Below are 19,758 nucleotides of genomic sequence, written 5' to 3'. Positions count from 1 at the left end.
ACATATTATAAGGACAACAAGATGCCAATTAGCGACACTTTATGTCAGCCTAAATTGTTCACTAAAGGGTTATTTTACCCAGCGCTTATGTGCTCTGTGATTGGCTGGTCTGCAGCTGTTAATGCACAGTCTGTAGAAGAAGCGGTAGCGATGACATTAAGCACTCATCCAGATATTCGCATTGCTTTTACTAAATTTAAAGTGCGCGAAGAACAAGTCCAGCAAGCTGAAGCGGGTTATTTACCTAGCATTGATGTGACCGCTGGTTATGGTTATGAATATACTAATAGCCCTGGGACACGTGCTACAGCAGATGAAACTAAAGATCTTAATCGCGGTGAGTTTGGTGTCAGCCTTAAACAAAGTTTATTTAGTGGTTTCCAAACCAGTAGTGATATTAGCCGTACAAGTTATGCGACGAGTGCAGAACAATGGCGTTTATTTAGCACCGCTGAAGATGTCGCATTAGATGTTACTAAAGTGTATACCGACCTACTAAAGAGTCAGCGCATTTTAGAATTATCTGAGCGTAATTTATCGACGCATAAAACTATTTTTGGTCAAATCGAAGAACGTACCAGCTCGGGTTTAGGCAGTATTGCTGATTTATCACAAATCACAGGCCGGTTGGCGCGTGCACAGTCTAATGTTATTTCAGCAAAGAATAATTATTTGGATAAGCAAGCGCAATTCATTCGAGTGACAGATCAGCGACCGGATAATTTAGTCGTCCCTATTCCTGATATAGAACTGTTACCAGTCAATCGTGAAACGGGTTTACGTGATGCCCTCGTTAATCATCCTGTCGTTAAATCATCGAATAATGATATTACCTCGGCGCGTTATCAGCATGATGCTGCCAAGTCGAATTATTACCCGAAAGTGACGTTTGAAGTCGATGCCAATTTTAATAATGACCTTGATGGTGTCGATGGTAATGGCGTCGGTGGCCATAGTAATGATGTCACTGCGATGGTGCGTTTGTCTTATAACTTGTATGCGGGTGGTAAAGACAAAGCGTTAGCGAAAGAAACGGCATACAAGATCACCGAAGCGAGTGAGATTAATCGTAGTGTGCATCGTCAAATCACGGAAGGGTTTACGTTAGCTTGGAATGCGCATGAGCTATTAGGTTTGCAGATGCAGTACATTAAAGAGCATGTTATAGCCTCGAAAGACTCTCAAGCGGCTTATGAACAACAGTTTAAACTGGGGCAGCGTAGTCTTCTTGATCTGCTTGATACCGAAAATGAATTATTTGAAGCGCGAAAAGAATTTGTTGATGCTGAGTTTGATGAAATTGTTACTCAATATCGTTTATTAAATGCCACTGGCCAACTATTAGATTCGTTAAGAGTGACCCGACCTGCTGTGTGGCAAGGTGAAAATCAATACGCAGGAGGCGTTGAGTAATGAAATTATTAAGCATTTTTATAATGAGCTTTCTGCTGCTAGGTTGTGAAACTATCGCAGAATTACAAGCGACTGCAGCTGCGCCATCAACGCCAACAGAAACGATCGCGATGCCAGAGCTACAGTTGCAAGAAAATGATCTCAGTGATGATGATGCTGACGGGGTCATTACTTATCGTGAGCAGTGTTTAAACTCAGTACTCGGTTCTCAAGTCGATAATAGCGGCTGTGGTGGTGATACCGTCAATACTGTTAGGCAGGAATTAAGGGTTAATTTTGATAATAACTCTGCGGTTATTTCAGCGCGGTATTTTAGTGATATTAAAGAACTTGCTGACTTTATGTCTCGCTATCCAGACTTGGATGTGATTATTGAAGGTCATTCGAGTAAGCAAGGTAGTGCGGCATTAAATATGGATTTATCACAGCGCCGAGCACAAGCTGTGATGGATTTGTTAGTGAATCGATTTGGTGTATCTACGTCACGCGTATCGTCGATTGGTTATGGTTTTGAACGTTTACTTGATGAAGGTAATAGCAAGTCGGCACATAAGCGTAATCGCCGCATTGTTGCGGAATTAAGCGGTGAAAATTTAACTCAAGATATGAAATGGACTATTTACAGTGTTGATAAAACACTTTAATTGTGAGTGTTATTAGTTTCGTTTTCCATGGGATGGATGTATCCGATTCGTTAAGTTAACAGCTCTGCTGATGTTATTTCTGGTTTTCGGTTTACCAGCGAAATCAGTGCCTAAGCTGAATAATCAAAAAATTGTGGCTGCGCTGACTGATAATTATGGTCAACGAGCCGGGCTACGAGGTCGTGCTTGGTTGACGATTATGGCTAGCGCGAGTGATGCGTCTAACGCTGATAAACTGGCTCAGGTAAATGGTTTTTTTAATCAACTACGGTTTATTGATGATATTAAACTGTGGGGGGTTGAAAACTATTGGGCAACGCCAATCGAATTTATTGGTGTGAACGGTGGTGATTGTGAAGATTTTGCAATCGCTAAATATTTCAGTCTGTTAGAGCTAGGTGTCGCGGATGAAAAAATGCGAATTACCATGGTTAAGTCCTTAACGCTAAACCAGTATCATATGGTCGTTGCCTATTATCCAACACCTGGCTCAGTACCACTGATTTTGGATAATATTGATGGCGAGATAAAACCTGCGGATCAGCGTAATGATTTGCTGCCGGTATACAGTTTTAACGGTAAGCAGTTATGGCTAAACAAAGAAAAAGGCCAAGGTGTTTTGGCCGGTAAATCACAACGTTTAAAACGTTGGAGTAATTTAAATCAGCGCATGGGCTTGCTAAACCTTAAGCAAGCAAAGCTGAGTTTGGAGTAATGGAATGACCTTGTTTAAACAGATCTACTCGTTGTTATTTGGCCTTTTTGTATTAGTGATGGCAAGCTTAGCTTACTTTCAGTTTACTGAAACTCGTCACTTTATGGCCAATCAAATGGAGTCAGAGCTGAATAATGCCAGTACATCGTTAAGTTTGATGCTAAAACCACATTTACAAACAGGTGATATGGTTGCCGCAGAAACTTTAGTTAACGTGATCTTTGAAGGCGGATTTTATCGTAAAGTCAGCTTGACTTGGTTAGCTGATCAGCAGGTTCAAGAGTGGGAAAACCCTGTCTTAGTGGAAGGGGTACCGCAATGGTTTATTGATTTGGATTTGTTTACCAGCCAAAGCAGTGAGACGGTCATTACATCGGGATGGTTACAGCTTGCCAACTTGAAGATTGAAGCACACCCTGGTTTAGGCTACCGCGAGTTATGGCGAGTGATGAATAATACCTTGTTAGTTATATCGATTTTATTTTTAATGTCTATTTTGGTATTACATTTTAGATTGAAGGCATTATTAACACCACTAAACGACATTGCTATTCATGCAAGTGAGATAGCACAGCGGGTATTTAACCCTGATATGGCATTGCCAAAAACAGCTGAATTGAAAACCGTTGTTAAGGCGATAAATTCGATGTCAGGACAGCTTAAGCAAGTGTTTAATACCTTAGATAATGAAGTGGATAGTTTACGTCGTGATAACTTGATCGATGGCGTGTCTAATTTACCTAATCGCCAATACCTCACTGGACAAATTAATAGTTGGTTAACGGAACCCGGTTATGGTGGTTTGTTATTAGTTAAAATGGATTGGCTGGAAGAGATCTACAGTAAATACGGTTATCAAGTTCGTGATGAATCAATCCGAGTATTGGCGCTGCGGATGCAGGAGCAATTACCGCCAATCGCAGAAAGCGTGATTGCACGTATCTCTAACACTGAGTTTGCTTTATTGATCACGAAGGGCGAACGTCAGGATATTAATTTATACTTACAATCATTGATCCGTTTGATCAATCAAGAGATGTCTAAAGCAGGTTGTGCACCAAATCGTGGTTTTGCCATTGGTGTGACAGAGCGTACGCTTGATATGAAAAGCAGTGAGTTATTATCGCAAGCTGACAACGCGTTACAGCAAGCTGTTGCGTCTAATATTGCCAGCAGTTGGTTTGATAGTCGAAATCAACAAGAGTTTAATCGTGAACAGTGGCGTGATCGTTTAGTGACTGCGATTAATAAAAACCAGTTTGTATTTCAGTGGCAGTCTGTGTTGGATAGCGAAAGTCACGAGGTATTACAACGTGAGCTATATTGCCGATTGAACATTGATGGTAAGCAAGTACGCGCAGGCCAATTTATGCCGTATGTAGAGTTGCTGTCATTAGGTAGTCAGCTCGATCGCTGTTTATTAGAGTCGGTTGTTGAGCAGGGGATTTTGGACATTAACAGTGAACCTGTTGCGATAAATTTAACGCACGATAGTTTACAGGATCCTACATTCCATACTTGGTTAACCACATTTTTGCAGAACACGAAGTTTGCCGAGAAAATTTACTTTGAAATTCCTGAGTTCGGTGCGAATAATAATTTAGCTGAATGTACACAGCTAGCAGACTTGATCCGTGCTGGCGGTGCTCAGCTTGGTATTGACCATTGTGGTCGTCAGATGGGCTCATTAAGTTATCTACAGCAGTTAAAACCGCATTATGTGAAATTAGACCAATCGTTGGCTTTTTACAGTAATAACCAACAAAATAACGAGTTATGTCGCGCGTTAGTTAACATTGCTAAAGGGCTTAATATTGAAGTGATCATGACTGCAATTGAAGATCAGCAGCAATTAGAGCAAATACAATCATTACGGGCGGCAGGGTACCAAGGTTATATTTCTGCACCTGAAGATGTGATGAGTATGAATGATGTCGCTAGCATGAATTGAAAATAAGGCTTATGACTGGATTTGAGTAAGGTATTTTAGAGTAGAAGTAGAAAAAACGCCAAAATATCAGCATTGATATTTTGGCGTTTTATTTAGAGCTGTATTTTAAATAAAATTAGATCTTTAAAATAGCTTTCTTCTTCAGGCTATACTCTTCTTCAGTAATAATGCCTTCTTTATATAGCTTGTTTAATGCGCGAATAGATTCAAAGCTGTTCATTAGCTCTTCTTCTTCAGCTGCTTTTTCTGTTTTAATTACTTTTGCTGTTTCAGCCGTAACCGTAATGTTGTCGATACTTGCGTATTCACCAACGGTAAAGCCAGTTTCATTTTTTAATGAATCATAACCCTTACCATCATATACAGTATCGATGTTATTACCTTCAAAACGAACATAGTAATGTGTTAGCTCGTTATTATTGCTTGATAAGTATTTGAAAATAGCTTTACCGGGAATACCAACTTCTGCAACCCAAGCATGCCATTTAACACCACCACCTAAGCCTGCAACTGATGGCTGTGAACGATAAAATTTCATTGGTTCGCTAATAACATACTCAGCCACTTCTGGGTTATTCAACTCTTCAGCAAAATAATCTTTAATGGTTTGTTGGTAAGCTTGCGGTGCAGGACCAAATTCCGTGTCTGCATTTAGCTTTTCGATATTACCTGCACAGCCTGAAGCTAATACGGGTAACGCGATAACCAATAATAATTTACGCATTTTTTGGCTGATAATTTTCATAACTATTCCCTGATATCGTACAAATGGTGTTGATTACAGTGTCTTTTAACTGGCTGCAGTCAATTTATAATTTATTGTGCTTCACCATACAGGAATGGGATTAGTTTTTAAATTGAAATCTAACCCAGCCTATCTTAATTTATATTTTTATAATGCAAATAACACATCACTACGAATGATGTATTTGACGCCATGATAAATTGGCTCTGAGCTGTGGATGCAATGTAATGGGTGCATGCCATGCGGGAAACATAAAATACTCCCTGCTGGCGTACGAATATCTACTTTTGCGACCTGGTCACCGCGGCGAGCCGGTTGACTTGCATCATTGGCATTGACTAAGAACCGAGTCGCACCACCATCAAAATCTTCAGAGAGCAAGATCAGGAAGGTCATTTGGCTATAGCGGTCGCCATAAGAGTCGGCAATTAATTTATTGTTAATGACGCGACTACCAGGCCAAGAACCATCTGAATGAGGCTTAAAGTAATCGCCTTTACTGTAACGATAGAATCGAAAACGAGCGTTAATGCCGACCGCAGGTTTATTATCGAAGATACCTTCATCATCAGTCATTAAATGTTTTACGCGGTTCCAAATGATAGCGTCTGTTTGTTTATCTACAACCCAAGTGAGGCTATCGTTATGGCGTACATCACGGGGCAAGGATACAGCTGCATCGGCTAAGTAACCCATTGCTTCGCTGGTATTGATAAGTCGCTGACATTCCTCTGGTGAAAAGACATTTAATAGTTGAAATGCGCCGGGTACTTGCGATATGGACTTCTTTAATATGCTGTTGGTAGTTAACGATGATAATGTCGCTAAATTATCCTTGCTGCTTGCCCATGTCGGTAGAGCTGGGTGCTCAGCACCGGCTTCATAGGCAGCGACAAAAAAGTCACTTTTACTCATGTCTGTATTACTTGGTTTTAAATTCATTTTATCAACCCTTATTATTTACTGATAACGCGTACTTGGGCAAATTGACGATGGCCTGCCGCGGTACCATGAAAGCCAAAGCCACTTTGTTTCGCGCCAACCCAAGGTGCTGCGCCGCCACCGACGCCTTGATTAACGCCAACCATGCCAGCCTCTAGTTGTTCTGCGACTGCCGCAGCACCTTGGCCACCAAATACTACTGCGCCTAAACCATATGGGCTATCGTTAGCACGGCAGATCGCCTCATCAATATGATTAAAGTGACTAATCGCTACAACGGGAGCAAATGTTTCCTCGCGTTCTAGGCTCATCTCGGCAGTCATGCCCGTGACGACTGTTGGTTGAATAAAAGGTAATGGATAATCATCTCGACCCAAGAGTAATTGCGCGCCTTTTTGCGTCGCATCTTGTAATTGCGCTAATACTTTTTGATGTTGTAATGGATTAACGAGAGGGCCAATATTCACCCGTGGTTTATCCCAAGCCCCGACTTGATATTGTCGTGCTAGCGCCACTACTTTTCGTTCAAATTCTGCTGCTATACGGGCATCAACATAAACGCGTTCGGTAGATGTACACATCTGCCCTGCATTCTCAAAGGAGCTGGCTACCGCAAATTGTACCGCTGCATTAATGTCAGCACTTGCCATCACGATCATTGGATCGTTACCACCAAGCTCCATCACCAATCGTTTCAATGCTGGTGCTGCGCTCGCCATAATATGCTTGCCAGTAGCCATTGAACCAGTAAACGCCACCATATGAATGGCGCTGGCCACTAATGCCTTGCCTGTTTCAGCATCACCATGGGCAAGTTGTAATAGCCCCTTGGGCAGTACTTTATTGAGGGTATTAACAAATAATTCGGCGACTAAGGGGGTTTCTTCCGAAGGCTTTAAGATCACTGCGTTGCCAGCCATTAACGCAGGCATTAACAAATTGTTGGCCATGGCTAAAGGATAATTCCAAGGTGCAATGACGGCAACAATACCTAGCGGTCGATATTGTAATTCGGTATTACGATCTAAACGCTCAGGTGCCAGTGCTTGAGCAATTTCATCAGTAAAATAGTTCGCACTTTGGATGGTACCGCCAGCTTCATAAGTTGCACGACGATAGTCTTTGCCCATTTCTTGGCTGATTAATGTCGCCAACTGATCTTGCACTGGCGTTAGCTGTTGAAATGCGCGGTTGAGTTGTTGTTGACGCATACCTAACGATAACGTTGCCCAGTCTCGTTGTGCTTGTTGAGCAGCACTAACTAACGTGGGTAGTTGTTCTGCAGTAGTCATGTTCACCGTGCCGATAGCAGCACGACTGATTGGTTCATAAGAAGTTAACGTTGGCATCTGGGTCATTCCTGAATATACAATAAGTTTATAAGGTGTTTATGTAGGCTATTTTGATATACTAGGATATAAAAGCAACCAGTATACTTTTAGTAACCTAGTGGTGAATAATGAAAACAATAGTAGAAACAATGGCTAACGGCAAAAAGAAAGTTGTAAATGCATGTGCTGAACCGTGTTCAGTTGAACGTGGGATGCGTATGTTGGGTGGAAAGTGGAAAGCATCCATACTTTGGCATTTACAAGATGAGCCTGTACGTTTTAACGATCTGTCTCGCATGCTCGGTGGGGCAAGTAAGAAGATGGTTGATCAGCGTTTAAAAGAGCTAGAAAGCCAAGGTTTGGTTATTCGTGAAGTCATAAGCGACAGGCCTATTGCAGTCACTTATGAGATCACCGAGTTTGGTCGTACCGCGTTGGATATTTTAAATCGCTTGAAGGATTGGTCAGAAGAACACGGCATATAAATATCTACTTATTGGCTCTGTAATGTTATATTATAACACTTAGTGGTATTTGCTATTTATAGCCGTTTAGAGAGTTTAAAATGAACTTTAATATAAAATTAATAGGTGATAATTTTTATCTATTTAGAAAGATAATGCTGATGTTGTTGGCTTTTACTAGCGTAGCGAGTGTGGCTCACCCACATTCATGGGTAGACATGCAGACTGAAATTCAGGGAGATGGTAAATATATTACTGGCTTTAAGATGTCGTGGGAATTTGATGCCATGACTTCTGCTTATATGCTCGATGGTGAAGATTTATCTGTGGAGAATAAAGCACTAGCATTACAAGATCTTGCAGATTCTATTATGCAGAATATGACCACTAATCATTATCTGACCTATTTTTACGAAGCGGGTAAGCCTGTGAAATACGCGTTAGCTGAAAATGGTACGTTAGTGCAAGATAAGCTTAAAGCGAGGTTAGCGTTTTACTTGCCATTGAAAAAGCCTTTAATTTTATCTGATAAAACGCTTAAATTGCTCATTTATGATCCAAGTTATTACGTGGATATGAGTTGGCCAACCAAAAATGGCATTCAGCTATCGCCGAAGTTGGCACAATACTGTAAGTTGTCGGTTATTGATGCTACACCTACATCTGAACAACTAGCGTATGTGATGTCCTTACCTGTTGATTCTTCACGCGATGATGCGCTTGGGGAGTTGTTTACTCAAACGGCGACAATTAATTGTCAGCCTTCGCAGATATCAATAGAGGGGTAAATAATGGCATCGTTATTTTCTAATCGTCGGGCTACTAAGGAACAGGCTATTAAATCGCATTTGGTTACTAAATTAAGTTTCGCCATATTCATCGTGAGTATTACTATTTTTGGCTATGGTATTTGGACTCTCTGGCCTATGCTTATGACAACCGGTATGCAGTGGCAAAAGCAGATAAATAGTGAACTTAGTGAGTTGTTATATGCGGCGAAACATGAGGGCTTAATGGCCGGTATGTCGCTCATGGTCATGAGTTTTCTATATGGTATTTTGCACTCTGTCGGCCCAGGCCATGGCAAGTTGATCGTGACTACTTATATTGCCACGCAAGATGCTAAAGTTAAGTTAAGCTTGATTATCACTTTGGTATCTTCGCTGATGCAGGCACTCGTTGCTGTGGGGCTGGTGTCGGTATTATTGATGTTATTTGATGCATCGATGCGAGACATTAACCATAAAGCTGAACTGCTTATTCCTTTAAGTTTTTATACTGCTATTTTATTAGGTGTGGTCATTATTTGGCGTAACCTAGTGTTGATGTACCGAGTGGTTAAAGATAATGAAAAAGTAATAAAGAGTCATGATATTGGCGTTATTCAGCGCTTAACACCGCTATCGCATGCATCTAGCAATTCATATAATAATGTGCAGAAAAGTGTGCAGACAAATACGCATAAAGCAGCATTTACGGCGTCAGTGTCAGCTGATCATGTACATGATGATAAGTGTGGTTGTGGGCATCAACATGTCGTGTCTTCAGAACAAATTAACGATGCTTCATCAATGAAAGAGTATTTGGCTATCATCTTGAGTATCGGTATCCGTCCTTGTACTGGCGCTATCATGGTGTTGCTATTTGCCAATATGCTGGATATTTATTGGCTAGGGATTGTGAGTGCGGTAGTGATGGCATTAGGTACGGCGCTAACGACATCGACTATTGCAATTATGACCATTACCGGTAAACAGGTGGTTAGACGTTATTTATCCGCAGGAAAGCAGCGTAAAACACCGAGTAATCAAGTGAGTATTAGCAAATTCATTGTACCGATTGTTGGTGGCCTGGTACTCATATTACTTGGGGTATTATTACTTGAGTCTCGACCTGTTGGTATGTCTCCTATGTTTTAATCATAAACCGTCATCATTAAAAAAGCCCGAAAACCTTGAGCTACGACAGTATTAATTGGCAGTAGCAAAATATGTTTTCGGGCTTTTTTATGTCTTGGTGTTATTACTTTAAGGCGTTAACTATGGTATCTACGTTATATTGCATCATCTCTAGGTAAGTTGCTGCAGGTTGTTCAGCAGAAGACAATGCATCAGAGTATAGCTTGCCACCTACTTTTGCGTCAGTTTCACGGCTAATCTGCTCTATTAGGCGATTATCAGCGATGTTTTCCATGAATACAGCATTCACATTATCATGACGTATTTGTTTTATTAATTTAGCGACATCAGCAGCACTTGCTTCAGATCCTGTACTTGTTCCTTGTGGCGATAAAAAGGTGACATTGAAATCTCGCGCGAAGTAACCAAAAGCATCATGGGGTGTGATCACTTTGCGTTGGGCTTCTGGTATTGTTGCTAGTTGAGCACCTAATGTTAATGCTAGTTGGTCTAGCTCTTGAATATAGTCAGTCGCGTTTTGCTGATAATCAAGGCGGTTTTCTGGGTCAACTTGAATCAGTCCCTTTGCGATGTTTCGTACATAGACTTTTACGTTTTTAATACTGTGCCAAGCATGCGGGTCTATATCACCATGGTCATGATGCGCATGTTCGTCGTTATGTTGCTCGTGATCATGATGTGCATGCTCGTCGTTATGTTGCTCGTGGTCATGATGTGCATGTTCGTCGTTATGTTGCTCGTGATCATGATGTGCATGCTCGTCGTTATGTTGCTCGTGGTCATGATGTGCATGTTCGTCGTTATGTTGCTCGTGATCATGATGTGCATGCTCGTCGTTATGTTGCTCGTGGTCATGATGTGCATGTTCGTCGTTATGTTGTTCGTGATCATGGTGTTCATGTCCGCTGTCATCTTCTTTATTGCTTAGTACATCGATGCCATCTGCAGCGACAACTTGTACGCCCTGGTAGTTGGCCGCTTCAATCAGACGCGGCATCCAACCTTCAAACTGTAATCCATTGATGACAACTAACTGTGCTTTGGCAATCGCTTTAGCATCTTGAGGTGTAGGGCTAAATACATGTGCATCGCCGTCAATGTCCACTAAATTGGTCACTGTGACATGTTCTTGACCTACCTCAGATACCAGATCGCCAAGAATAGAAAAACTACTAACAACCGCTAGTTTTTCTTCAGCTATCGCTGCAGAACTAGCGCCTAAACCAAGTAGTATTATTGATGTTGTCAGGTTTTTTTTAAGCATTTGATTGTCCTTTATAAATTTTAATTTATTTTAAATTTAATTATTTAATAAGTAAGTTCAATGAGCTTACTTATTAAGTAAGCCCAATAAACAGGTTCGAGTCGTTAATAGCTAGTTGTTATTTTTAAACAGTAATCCGCCTTGTCGGCCAAATATTAATGACGTGATATAAAACAGGCCAAGCACTAACACAATGGCAGGGCTCGTTGCTAAGCTAGCGTGATAAGAAAGAAACAGGCCGAAGTAGCCACTTAATACAGCACTGATAAAAGCGACTATCAGCATGCCGCCTAAATGGTTTGACCAAAATCGGGCTATCGCTGCGGGTAGGATCATTAAGCCGACAGCCATCAAAGTACCTAACGCTTGAAAACCCGCGACCAGATTGAGTACGACGAGCAGTAAAAAACCATAGTGGGCAATTGAACTCAGTTTACTGACCGTTTTAAAGAAGTGCGGATCAACACATTCTAAAACTAACGGTCGATAGAGTAGGGCGAGTGCTAACGTCGAAATGGTTGCAATAATGGTAATGAGTGTTAATGCATCGTTATTAAGTGCGAGTGTCGAGCCAAATAGCACGTGTAATAAATCGACATTACTGCCATTGGCAGAAATGATGAGCACGCCAACAGCTAAAGAGAGTAAGTAAAATGCCGCTAAACTTGAATCTTCTTCCGCTTTTGAGTGCCGCGCCACGATACCAGCTAATACCGCGACGATACAGCCAGCGACAATGCCGCCAATGGTCATCGCTGTGACAGATAAACCTGAGATAAGAAAACCAATAGCCGCGCCGGGTAAGATAGCGTGCGCCATGGCATCACCCGTTAAACTCATCCGTCTAAGTGTTAAAAATACACCGACTGGTGTGGCACTAATGCTTAGCACGATAATTCCCCATAAGGCACGTTGCATAAAGACAAAATCAGCAAAAGGGGCGATAAATAATTCGTATAATTGGGCGCTCATGATGCAAGGTTCTCGATGTTAATTGCAGCTGGGGTTACAGTATTGTCAGCCGCGTTATTATTTGCTGTATTTAGAGCTGGGTTATTAAAGCTGTTATGCACTGCGCAGTGCGAAAAATGCTGATAGCCTGCTTGCAGTAAATACTGCTGAGTCAATACGTCTGCTGTTTTACCGGCTGCAATGAGGTTGGTTGCAACAAGTAGTGTGGTGGGAAAGTAGCGTTGTACTAAGGCCAGATCGTGGATCACAGCAATAATGGTTTTACCTTGTTGCTGGCACTCTTGGATCACACGCATTAATAATTCCGTGGTCTGGGCATCAATGCCACCAAACGGTTCGTCAAGTAACAGAATATCAGCGTTTTGTAAGAGCATTCGTGCAAATAGCATACGCTGAAATTGTCCGCCAGATAGTTGGCTAATTTGGCGCTCAGCCATGCCCTCAAGATCTACTTTTGCTAATGCTTGCTTTAATAAGCGCTGTTCATGTCGGCTAAAGACACGCCAAAAACTGGTACGCTGCCAAGCGCCAGCGGATACAAATTCAGTGACTGTGATTGGAAATGAATGATCTATTTGGCTGCTTTGCGGTAAGTAAGCAATATTATTTAAACTTAAATCACCCAGATCGATAGAACCTGATTTGATGGTAATTTGTTGCATGATGCTTTTTAATAATGTTGATTTACCGGCGCCATTGGGACCGACAATAGCGACGAGATCACCATAATCTAAGGTTGTTGATATATTACTAAGCGCGATGTTATGTTGATAACACACATTTAAGTTATTAATCTTAATCATAATTAGTTATCCAGCAAGGTAAGGCAGTGTGATCCAAAGTATGGTAATAATGGCAAGTGAGAGGCCAAGGCGTATAAATATGCTGGTTAATAATAAGGACTTAATTGCGGCTGATTTAGAGTACGACATTTTATTATTCTTTATTGTTGATTATGCATTTCAGTTCGGGGATGTTATAACATAACAATAGCCGCATGCAAGAGTATTGTTATAATATAACAATACAGGGAACGTTGATGATGACCCCGATAGAATCACGGGGTCAGATTTTTATGAGGACTTAGTGGGGGATATTAATAGTCATGTCTAATACGATTAAAGATATCAACCGCTTTTTGCCATACATCGGAGTACACTTCTTCGCTGCCTAATTGCAGGAGGTGTGGTAACAATGCACCAGCAAATTCTTCACTTGATTCTTTTGGTAATAAAGTTGGTAAATGATCAATAGCTTGCACGTAAACTGGATGGTGCTCGCTGTATTTTGCCTGCACAAACGGCTGCTTCATGTTAGTGATCGCATCATAGACAGGTAGTGGGTTATTAGCACTGTTTGGATCGCAACTAACATCACTGATAATACGAAGTTTAGTGTTACCAGCTAACAATGATTGGTCTATCATTGGTGGGATATCGCCTTTTAAATACACACTATTAATAAATACATCTTGGGATAAAATAGCGGTAATTGGTTTAGGCGATGCATCATATTCTTGCTTATCCCAAAGTGTTAATTGCTCAATACCAACAGCTTTCAGCAAATCTGTCGCCCCACTACCACAGCGGCCGAGGGCACCCATGACCATGACACTTAATTCACTCATGTTATTACCAAGCTGTGCTTGAATGGCTGTAATAAAGCTTTCTTTATTCGCAAACGGGGTGATCGCTGGGAACGCTGCTTGTTGCTGTTGATAGTGACCTAAACCCAGTAGTCCTAATCCCGCACCTACAAATCCAGCCCAATAGCCAAATGCAGCAACGCGACGGCTGTCAGAATCTGTTAAAAATTCAATATCAAAAATGCGCCCGCCACCATTGTTGAAGCGCGCGAGTATTTGCGCTGCTTCATCTTGACCTTTAAATGCATGAGCGAAATAAATATGATCATGTGCAATCGGTGCATCACTCATAGGTAATTCTTTTAGGCCTAATATTAACGTATCAGTCGGCATTTCTTGCCAAGGTACAGCGGTGATCTCAATACCTAGGTCACGGTAGTCCTGGTCACTAAAAGTACGTGTAGTAGAGGTTTCTACTAGTACCGTAATACCGGCATCTGTTAATACTTTAGCGCCTTGTGGCGTTAGTGGTGAACGGCATTCGCCTTTTTTAGTTTCACTTCTAAGATAAATTGTTTTCATGCGTTAATTTGCCTTGTTGAGATTTAGAATAGAGAAAGTAGAAACAACCCATTGCGCTAGCCATTATTAATACCGTTAAATTAGAACCACTTATCGAGGCTAGAATAAAACCTATGAAGGTGAAGAACGCTGTCGTCATGGCATAAGGCATTTGGGTTTCGACATGATTGATGTGGTTTACACCGGATGACATCGAAGAGAGTACCGTTGTATCTGAGATTGGTGAACAGTGGTCACCAAATAATCCTCCACTGAGTGCAGCGGCAAAACATAATATAATGCTCGCATCAAGACTATAAGCTATTGGTGCCACAATTGGGATCAGTAACGCAAATGTGCCCCATGAAGAGCCAGTCGCAATGGATAAAAATGCACCAATAATAAAAATGGTGCTAGCAAGTAGCCAAATTGGAAAGTTAAGTTGTTGCAGCATAGTTGCAATAACAGCACCAGTGTCGAGTTCCTTGAGGATATCGCTCAGAGTCCAAGCGAGTAGTAAAATACAAAGAATACTGACAATTTTCCCCATTCCTTGGAAGAACGAATCAGCCGATGCACTCATTTTTCGTATACCGAAGTGACTTAATGCCAAGATAGTGATGACAGATGCGACAGAATAAGAAACGGCTAATGCTGTTCTGATTTCTGAACCGACTAATTTAGCTTCGGCTGAACCAGATGCACCACGCGTAAAGTAAAAAAACAAGCCAGCCATGCATAACGCTAGCGAAGACAGTGCTAACGCAACCGTTTTAGCGCCGTATTGCTGCACTGCATTCATGTTTATTAATGGATTTAGAGTATCGTTTTTAGCGATATCTGATTCTGCAAGATATTCACTTTTACCTTGTTCGCAATCTTGTTGAGCCTGTTTCATCTTACCGAGGTTAACGCCAAATACGATAATAAAAAATAAGCCGATAAGTGTGAGTAGTGGGTAAAGTTGAAATAGCCAAACTTCTTTAAACAACGCTAATCCATCTTTCTCTAAACCGACATTTGTATATGCTTTTTCCATGAGTCCCATGGAGTAAACACCCCAACTTATCACTGGTATTAATACGCATACAGGTGAAGACGTTGAGTCAATAATAAGTGCTAGTTTTTCACGGCATATCTTCATTTTGTCGTATAAGGGACGATAGATAGGACCTAGAATAAGTGAGTTACCTGAATCGGTAAAAAAGATAGCAATACCAGATAACCAAGTTCCTGTTTTTAATTTGGCTGGGGTGCTGACATAACGTGTGATCGATTGTGAGAATGCCGTCATTGCTTTAGATGATTCAAGTAAATAAATGAAGCCAGATATAATCGTGATAACAATAACGATCTGAGCATTACTGCCTTTTAATTGATTGAAAATACCATCTTTATAGACGGCTATTACCGATTCTATTGGTGCATAATCATGTAGGATGAAACTGCCAAGCAGAACAGCACAAAATAGCGATAAGATAACCCTTCGAGTGGTAAAAGCCAAGAAGAGCGCGAGTAAAGAAGGGGATAGTGGTAATAAGTAATCCATGACTAACATATCCATGAGTAAACGAAATATCATATTTAACTTTAAAGATAGGGTCAATGATAAAACGCTAATAAATGGTTTTTTATGCTTTTATTTTAGTTATTTATTCAGTTGTTGAAAATGGCTAAAACATAATAAATTTTAACCATTTTGATGAAGCTACAGTTTTCACTAACTGTTATCGTATTTCGCTTCAATGTCACCAGCTGTTAAGAAACTAGGGTGAGAATGTAATTGTTCATTGTAACGAGCAAGGTTAGGAAAGTTATTGAGTTCATTATTGTTTGCTAAGATCTCAACAATAAACGACATCATAATATCAGCACCGCTTAACTGCTCGCCAACAAGATACGTTTTATCTGCTAATGATTCATTGAAATAACCGATGACTTTCGCAATTTCGACATCAGCATACCCAGCCATAAAATTGGTTTTACAACCGTCTTTGTCGACAAACATTTTTAATAACAGTGGTAAAATTGCAGAGCTTTCAGCGAAATGTAACCACTGTGAATAGGCTATGTATTCTTGAGTTCCAGGTTTTGGTGCAAGGGTATCTGCGGCATATTTGTTTATCAGGTATTCTGTAATGGCGCCTGATTCTGCAATCACTAAACCATCATCTTCAATAACAGGTGATTTGCCCAGTGGGTGGATCGCTTTTAATGATGCAGGTGCTAAGAATGTTTGGTTATCGCGTTGGTAAGCAATGACATTATAATTAACGCCTAGCTCTTCTAATAACCAGATAATACGTTTAGAACGAGACTTATTTAAATGGTGTAATGTGATCATATTCGTTTCCGTTTCCGTTTCCTATATAACTGCTTAATTAGGCTACTTTAATGACAAGCTTTCCGAAGTTTTCACCTTGCAACATACCGGTGAATGCTGCGGGTGCATTTTCTAAACCATCGATCATATGTTCGCGATACTTGATTTTACCTGCTTGTAGCCAATCCATCATATCAACGAAAAACTCATTGTAGCGCGGTGCATAATCATCAAAAATGATGAAACCTTGCATCTTAATACGCTTCACCAATAAGGTGCCCATGAGCAGTGATAAACGGTCTGGGCCTGATGGTAATTCAGTGGCGTTATATTGCGATACTAAACCACAAACAGGAACGCGTGCGCCGGTGTTCAGCTGTGGAAGCACACTATCAAATACTTTACCGCCGACGTTTTCAAAATAAACATCGATACCGTTAGGGCAGGCTGCTTTTAGTAGCGCATCAAAATCGTCAGCTTTGTGGTCAATACATTTATCAAAGCCTAATACATCTACTGCATATTGGCATTTTTCAGCACCGCCAGCGATACCTACGACGTAACAACCTTTTATCTTGCCTATTTGCCCTACGGTTGCGCCAACAGGACCTGTTGCTGCCGCGACAACGAGTGTATCCCCTGACTTTGGTTGACCAATATCCAGCAGGCCCATATATGCAGTAAAACCGGGCATGCCTAAGATACCAAGTGCATAAGAAGGGTTAGTCGGTTCAGTGCCTAGCTTAATCAAACCTTCACCGTCTGAAATGCCATAATCTTGCCAACCAGTGTAGGCGAGCACCCATTCATCCGCTTGATAATCAGGGTGTAAAGAGCTGATGACTTGGCATACTGTTGCGCCAACCATAGTGCCATCAATTGCGACTGGTTCAGCATAAGAGGCACCGTCATTCATACGACCGCGCATGTAAGGGTCTAGTGATAAGTAATTTGTGCGTAATAATAACTCACCAACAGCAGGCGTTGGAATGACTACTTCTTCAAGGCTGAAGTTTACTGATGTAGGCGCGCCAATAGGACGAGAAGCAAGGGTGATGCGGCGATTAACTGAACTTGATTGTGGCATGGAAAATCCTTATGTTAAACCGGTAAGGTGGCTGTGACCGATCTACTTTTAATTAAATGTAAAACGGCTAAATCTATTTTCTATATATAACGATACCCGTTAGTAGACCGGTCGTCTACTAACTTAATTGGTTTGTGGTTAATTAATATTCTAAATCTAAATTTTGCTCGACGAAAAGGCTGCGGAGGGGAATATTGAGGAATATCTGCATCATGTGTGTAATTAGTCAATATTTACTTGGCCACATTGTGATTCAAGTCGTTATTTAGATTGTGATTTCTTATTGTTATAAGTAATATAAAAAACACTAATTATAACTTTTAAGTATTTAGAGAATTTATGTCACGCAGTTTTCACCATATAATGCATTTAGTATGTATTTTTAGCTTATCCTCGAGTCTTGCCTTTGCTCAGAATGTGGCAAGTATTCTTAACTTGCCTCAAGTTCAGCAGGTGCCTGTCGTAGAAACAACGCAGAGTGAAAATGTTGACGTAGAGAGCGATGAATTAAAGGTTGAACAACCTGCGTTAGCTGTCTCTGAGTGGGGTATTGCAATAGGCATACGTCGCGCTGATATTCCTTTTGCCGTTTCTGACGTAAGTGACGACACTGAAGTCTATGATATTTTACCGCTAATACGCTTTAAAAATGACTATGGTTTTATTAACGGCTTAGAAGGTGGCATCCATCTATGGAAAGATACTCAGCATCAAATAAATGTGTATAGCCGCTTTCGATTCCATGACATACCGAAAGAATTCCAGAATGAAGTGTTAGCGCAGTCTTTTGATTTTGGCTTACAGTACCGTTATTTTGATGGACCATGGAAACACGATATTGCCGTATTATCTGACGATTACAAGCGGGTCTATGGCTTTACGAGAACGCAATATAGCTGGCAAAATGCAAGTTGGACATTAACGCCTTTTGCTGAGTTAAAGTGGAAGAGCGCTGATTTTAATGATCACTACTACGGTTTTGATCTGGAAGATGCGGGTGCTGGCGTGTCCATTAGTGGTGGTGTCAAAGGGGCTTATCATGTCACCAGTAATCTACACTTAATTGGCCAATTTGGCGTAACGCGTTTAGAAAATAGTGTTTATGATTTAGAGTCAGTAGAAAAGAATTACCAATTAGAGTCTTTCCTTGGTGTTGCTTTTTATCCCGATCCAGATAAGCCGTTTATAAAAACAGCTAAAAAAGACAGTAATGATGAATATTTACGACTAGCACACGGCTGGGCAACGCCATCGAACATTGGCGACATATTAAAATTCCACACCAAGCGTGATACTGAAAACAACCAAATGAGTTCGGTTTTTTATGGTACCCAGATTGCTGATAGTTTACTTACCTTGCCGATTGATCTTTACTTCACTCCCGGCTTAGTGTGGCATTACAATTCCGATGTGCAGAATGACATTGCCGAAGCGATCATTGCGATAAAGGCTTTTTATACTTTCGAATTTGGTCCTCGCTGGCGTGTAGGTATTGCAGAAGGTTTATCTTATGTATCTGAAGTCACTTATATCGAAGGTAAGGATTTTGAGGGTGAAGACGGTAAGCGTGATTATGAAAACAGCTCTAAGCTACTTAACTATCTGGATTTTTCATTGGATGTGAATGTCGGTGATATTTTTAATAATAAAGCGTTAGCGAAAACCTGGTTGGGTTATAGCATCCATCATCGCTCGGGCATTTTCGAAAGCAGTTCAGTGTTTGGCCGTATTAAAGGTGGCAGTAATTATCAAACTATTTATCTGCAGTGGCACTTTTAACCTAGTCTAAAGCAAGTTTTTAAAACTGGTTTAGACTACCGAATATCGAAAACAGCAACGGCG

Annotated in this window: 18 protein-coding genes; 8 read left to right on the top strand and 10 right to left on the bottom strand. The window is 40.9% G+C overall.

Translation table 11 applies throughout. The features are described 5' to 3' along the window. The first annotated feature begins 21 nt into the window (after positions 1-21). The 4 genes from JFU56_RS19785 (at position 22) to JFU56_RS19770 (ending at position 4,723) form a co-directional block, all read left to right on the top strand. Entirely contained in the window at positions 22-1,413 is a 1,392-nt protein-coding gene (locus JFU56_RS19785; protein ID WP_198438979.1) for a TolC family outer membrane protein, read from the top strand. Next, positions 1,413-2,057, top strand: coding sequence for an OmpA family protein (locus tag JFU56_RS19780; protein ID WP_198438978.1), 645 nt, complete (start codon positions 1,413-1,415; stop codon positions 2,055-2,057). Before JFU56_RS19785 ends, JFU56_RS19780 begins: the two co-directional genes overlap by 1 nt. A gap of 70 nt (positions 2,058-2,127) precedes the next feature. After that, a complete protein-coding gene (locus JFU56_RS19775) occupies positions 2,128-2,772 on the top strand; it encodes a transglutaminase-like cysteine peptidase (protein ID WP_198438977.1) in 645 nt (214 codons plus the stop codon). A 4-nt stretch (positions 2,773-2,776) separates the two neighbouring features. Continuing rightward, a complete protein-coding gene (locus tag JFU56_RS19770) occupies positions 2,777-4,723 on the top strand; it encodes an EAL domain-containing protein (RefSeq protein ID WP_198438976.1) in 1,947 nt (648 codons plus the stop codon). Between the two features lie 115 nt (positions 4,724-4,838). Here JFU56_RS19770 and JFU56_RS19765 read toward each other — a convergent pair whose 3' ends face one another. The 3 genes from JFU56_RS19765 to JFU56_RS19755 form a co-directional block, all read right to left on the bottom strand. Next, a complete protein-coding gene (locus JFU56_RS19765; protein WP_198438975.1) occupies positions 4,839-5,468 on the bottom strand; it encodes an SHOCT domain-containing protein in 630 nt (209 codons plus the stop codon). A 147-nt stretch (positions 5,469-5,615) separates the two neighbouring features. Next, positions 5,616-6,410, bottom strand: a complete 795-nt coding sequence (locus JFU56_RS19760) for a 2OG-Fe(II) oxygenase (RefSeq protein WP_198438974.1) — start codon at positions 6,408-6,410, stop codon at positions 5,616-5,618. 14 nt (positions 6,411-6,424) lie between these two features. Next, positions 6,425-7,759: an aldehyde dehydrogenase gene (locus tag JFU56_RS19755; RefSeq protein WP_198438973.1), complete on the bottom strand. Its 1,335-nt coding sequence runs from the start codon at positions 7,757-7,759 to the stop codon at positions 6,425-6,427. A 110-nt stretch (positions 7,760-7,869) separates the two neighbouring features. Between JFU56_RS19755 and JFU56_RS19750 the strand changes: the two genes are divergently transcribed. The 3 genes from JFU56_RS19750 (at position 7,870) to JFU56_RS19740 (ending at position 10,124) form a co-directional block, all read left to right on the top strand. Next, positions 7,870-8,226, top strand: coding sequence for a helix-turn-helix domain-containing protein (locus JFU56_RS19750; RefSeq protein WP_198438972.1), 357 nt, complete (start codon positions 7,870-7,872; stop codon positions 8,224-8,226). A gap of 80 nt (positions 8,227-8,306) precedes the next feature. Then, positions 8,307-8,993 carry a DUF1007 family protein gene (locus JFU56_RS19745; protein WP_198438971.1) on the top strand — a complete coding sequence of 229 codons (687 nt, stop codon included), beginning with the start codon at positions 8,307-8,309 and terminating at the stop codon, positions 8,991-8,993. 3 nt (positions 8,994-8,996) lie between these two features. Beyond that, positions 8,997-10,124, top strand: coding sequence for a nickel/cobalt transporter (locus JFU56_RS19740; RefSeq protein WP_198438970.1), 1,128 nt, complete (start codon positions 8,997-8,999; stop codon positions 10,122-10,124). Positions 10,125-10,227: 103 nt separating this feature from the next. Here JFU56_RS19740 and JFU56_RS19735 read toward each other — a convergent pair whose 3' ends face one another. From JFU56_RS19735 to JFU56_RS19705, 7 genes are all read right to left on the bottom strand, one after another. Further along, positions 10,228-11,388 carry a metal ABC transporter solute-binding protein, Zn/Mn family gene (locus JFU56_RS19735; protein ID WP_198438969.1) on the bottom strand — a complete coding sequence of 387 codons (1,161 nt, stop codon included), beginning with the start codon at positions 11,386-11,388 and terminating at the stop codon, positions 10,228-10,230. A 111-nt stretch (positions 11,389-11,499) separates the two neighbouring features. Beyond that, complete coding sequence (locus JFU56_RS19730) at positions 11,500-12,360, bottom strand: metal ABC transporter permease (protein WP_198438968.1); 861 nt, start codon at positions 12,358-12,360, stop codon at positions 11,500-11,502. After that, positions 12,357-13,163: a metal ABC transporter ATP-binding protein gene (locus tag JFU56_RS19725; RefSeq protein ID WP_198438967.1), complete on the bottom strand. Its 807-nt coding sequence runs from the start codon at positions 13,161-13,163 to the stop codon at positions 12,357-12,359. Before JFU56_RS19725 ends, JFU56_RS19730 begins: the two co-directional genes overlap by 4 nt. A 293-nt stretch (positions 13,164-13,456) precedes the next feature. Next, a complete protein-coding gene (locus JFU56_RS19720) occupies positions 13,457-14,527 on the bottom strand; it encodes a hypothetical protein (RefSeq protein WP_198438966.1) in 1,071 nt (356 codons plus the stop codon). After that, positions 14,508-16,088 carry a Na+/H+ antiporter NhaC family protein gene (locus JFU56_RS19715; protein ID WP_242066035.1) on the bottom strand — a complete coding sequence of 527 codons (1,581 nt, stop codon included), beginning with the start codon at positions 16,086-16,088 and terminating at the stop codon, positions 14,508-14,510. Before JFU56_RS19715 ends, JFU56_RS19720 begins: the two co-directional genes overlap by 20 nt. Before the next feature lie 138 nt (positions 16,089-16,226). Further along, positions 16,227-16,850: a glutathione S-transferase family protein gene (locus JFU56_RS19710; RefSeq protein WP_198438965.1), complete on the bottom strand. Its 624-nt coding sequence runs from the start codon at positions 16,848-16,850 to the stop codon at positions 16,227-16,229. 37 nt (positions 16,851-16,887) lie between these two features. Next, positions 16,888-17,916, bottom strand: coding sequence for an NADP-dependent oxidoreductase (locus JFU56_RS19705; RefSeq protein WP_198438964.1), 1,029 nt, complete (start codon positions 17,914-17,916; stop codon positions 16,888-16,890). Positions 17,917-18,255: 339 nt separating this feature from the next. On the opposite strand from JFU56_RS19705, the gene JFU56_RS19700 reads away from it, so the two are divergent. Further along, positions 18,256-19,695, top strand: coding sequence for a MipA/OmpV family protein (locus JFU56_RS19700; protein ID WP_198438963.1), 1,440 nt, complete (start codon positions 18,256-18,258; stop codon positions 19,693-19,695). Positions 19,696-19,758 lie beyond the last annotated feature (63 nt).

The sequence above is a fragment of the Moritella sp. F3 genome (assembly GCF_015082335.1).
Classification (GTDB): Bacteria; Pseudomonadota; Gammaproteobacteria; order Enterobacterales; family Moritellaceae; genus Moritella.
The sequence above is the reverse complement of the archived record's forward strand: the minus strand, read 5'-3'. Positions and strand labels throughout refer to the sequence as shown.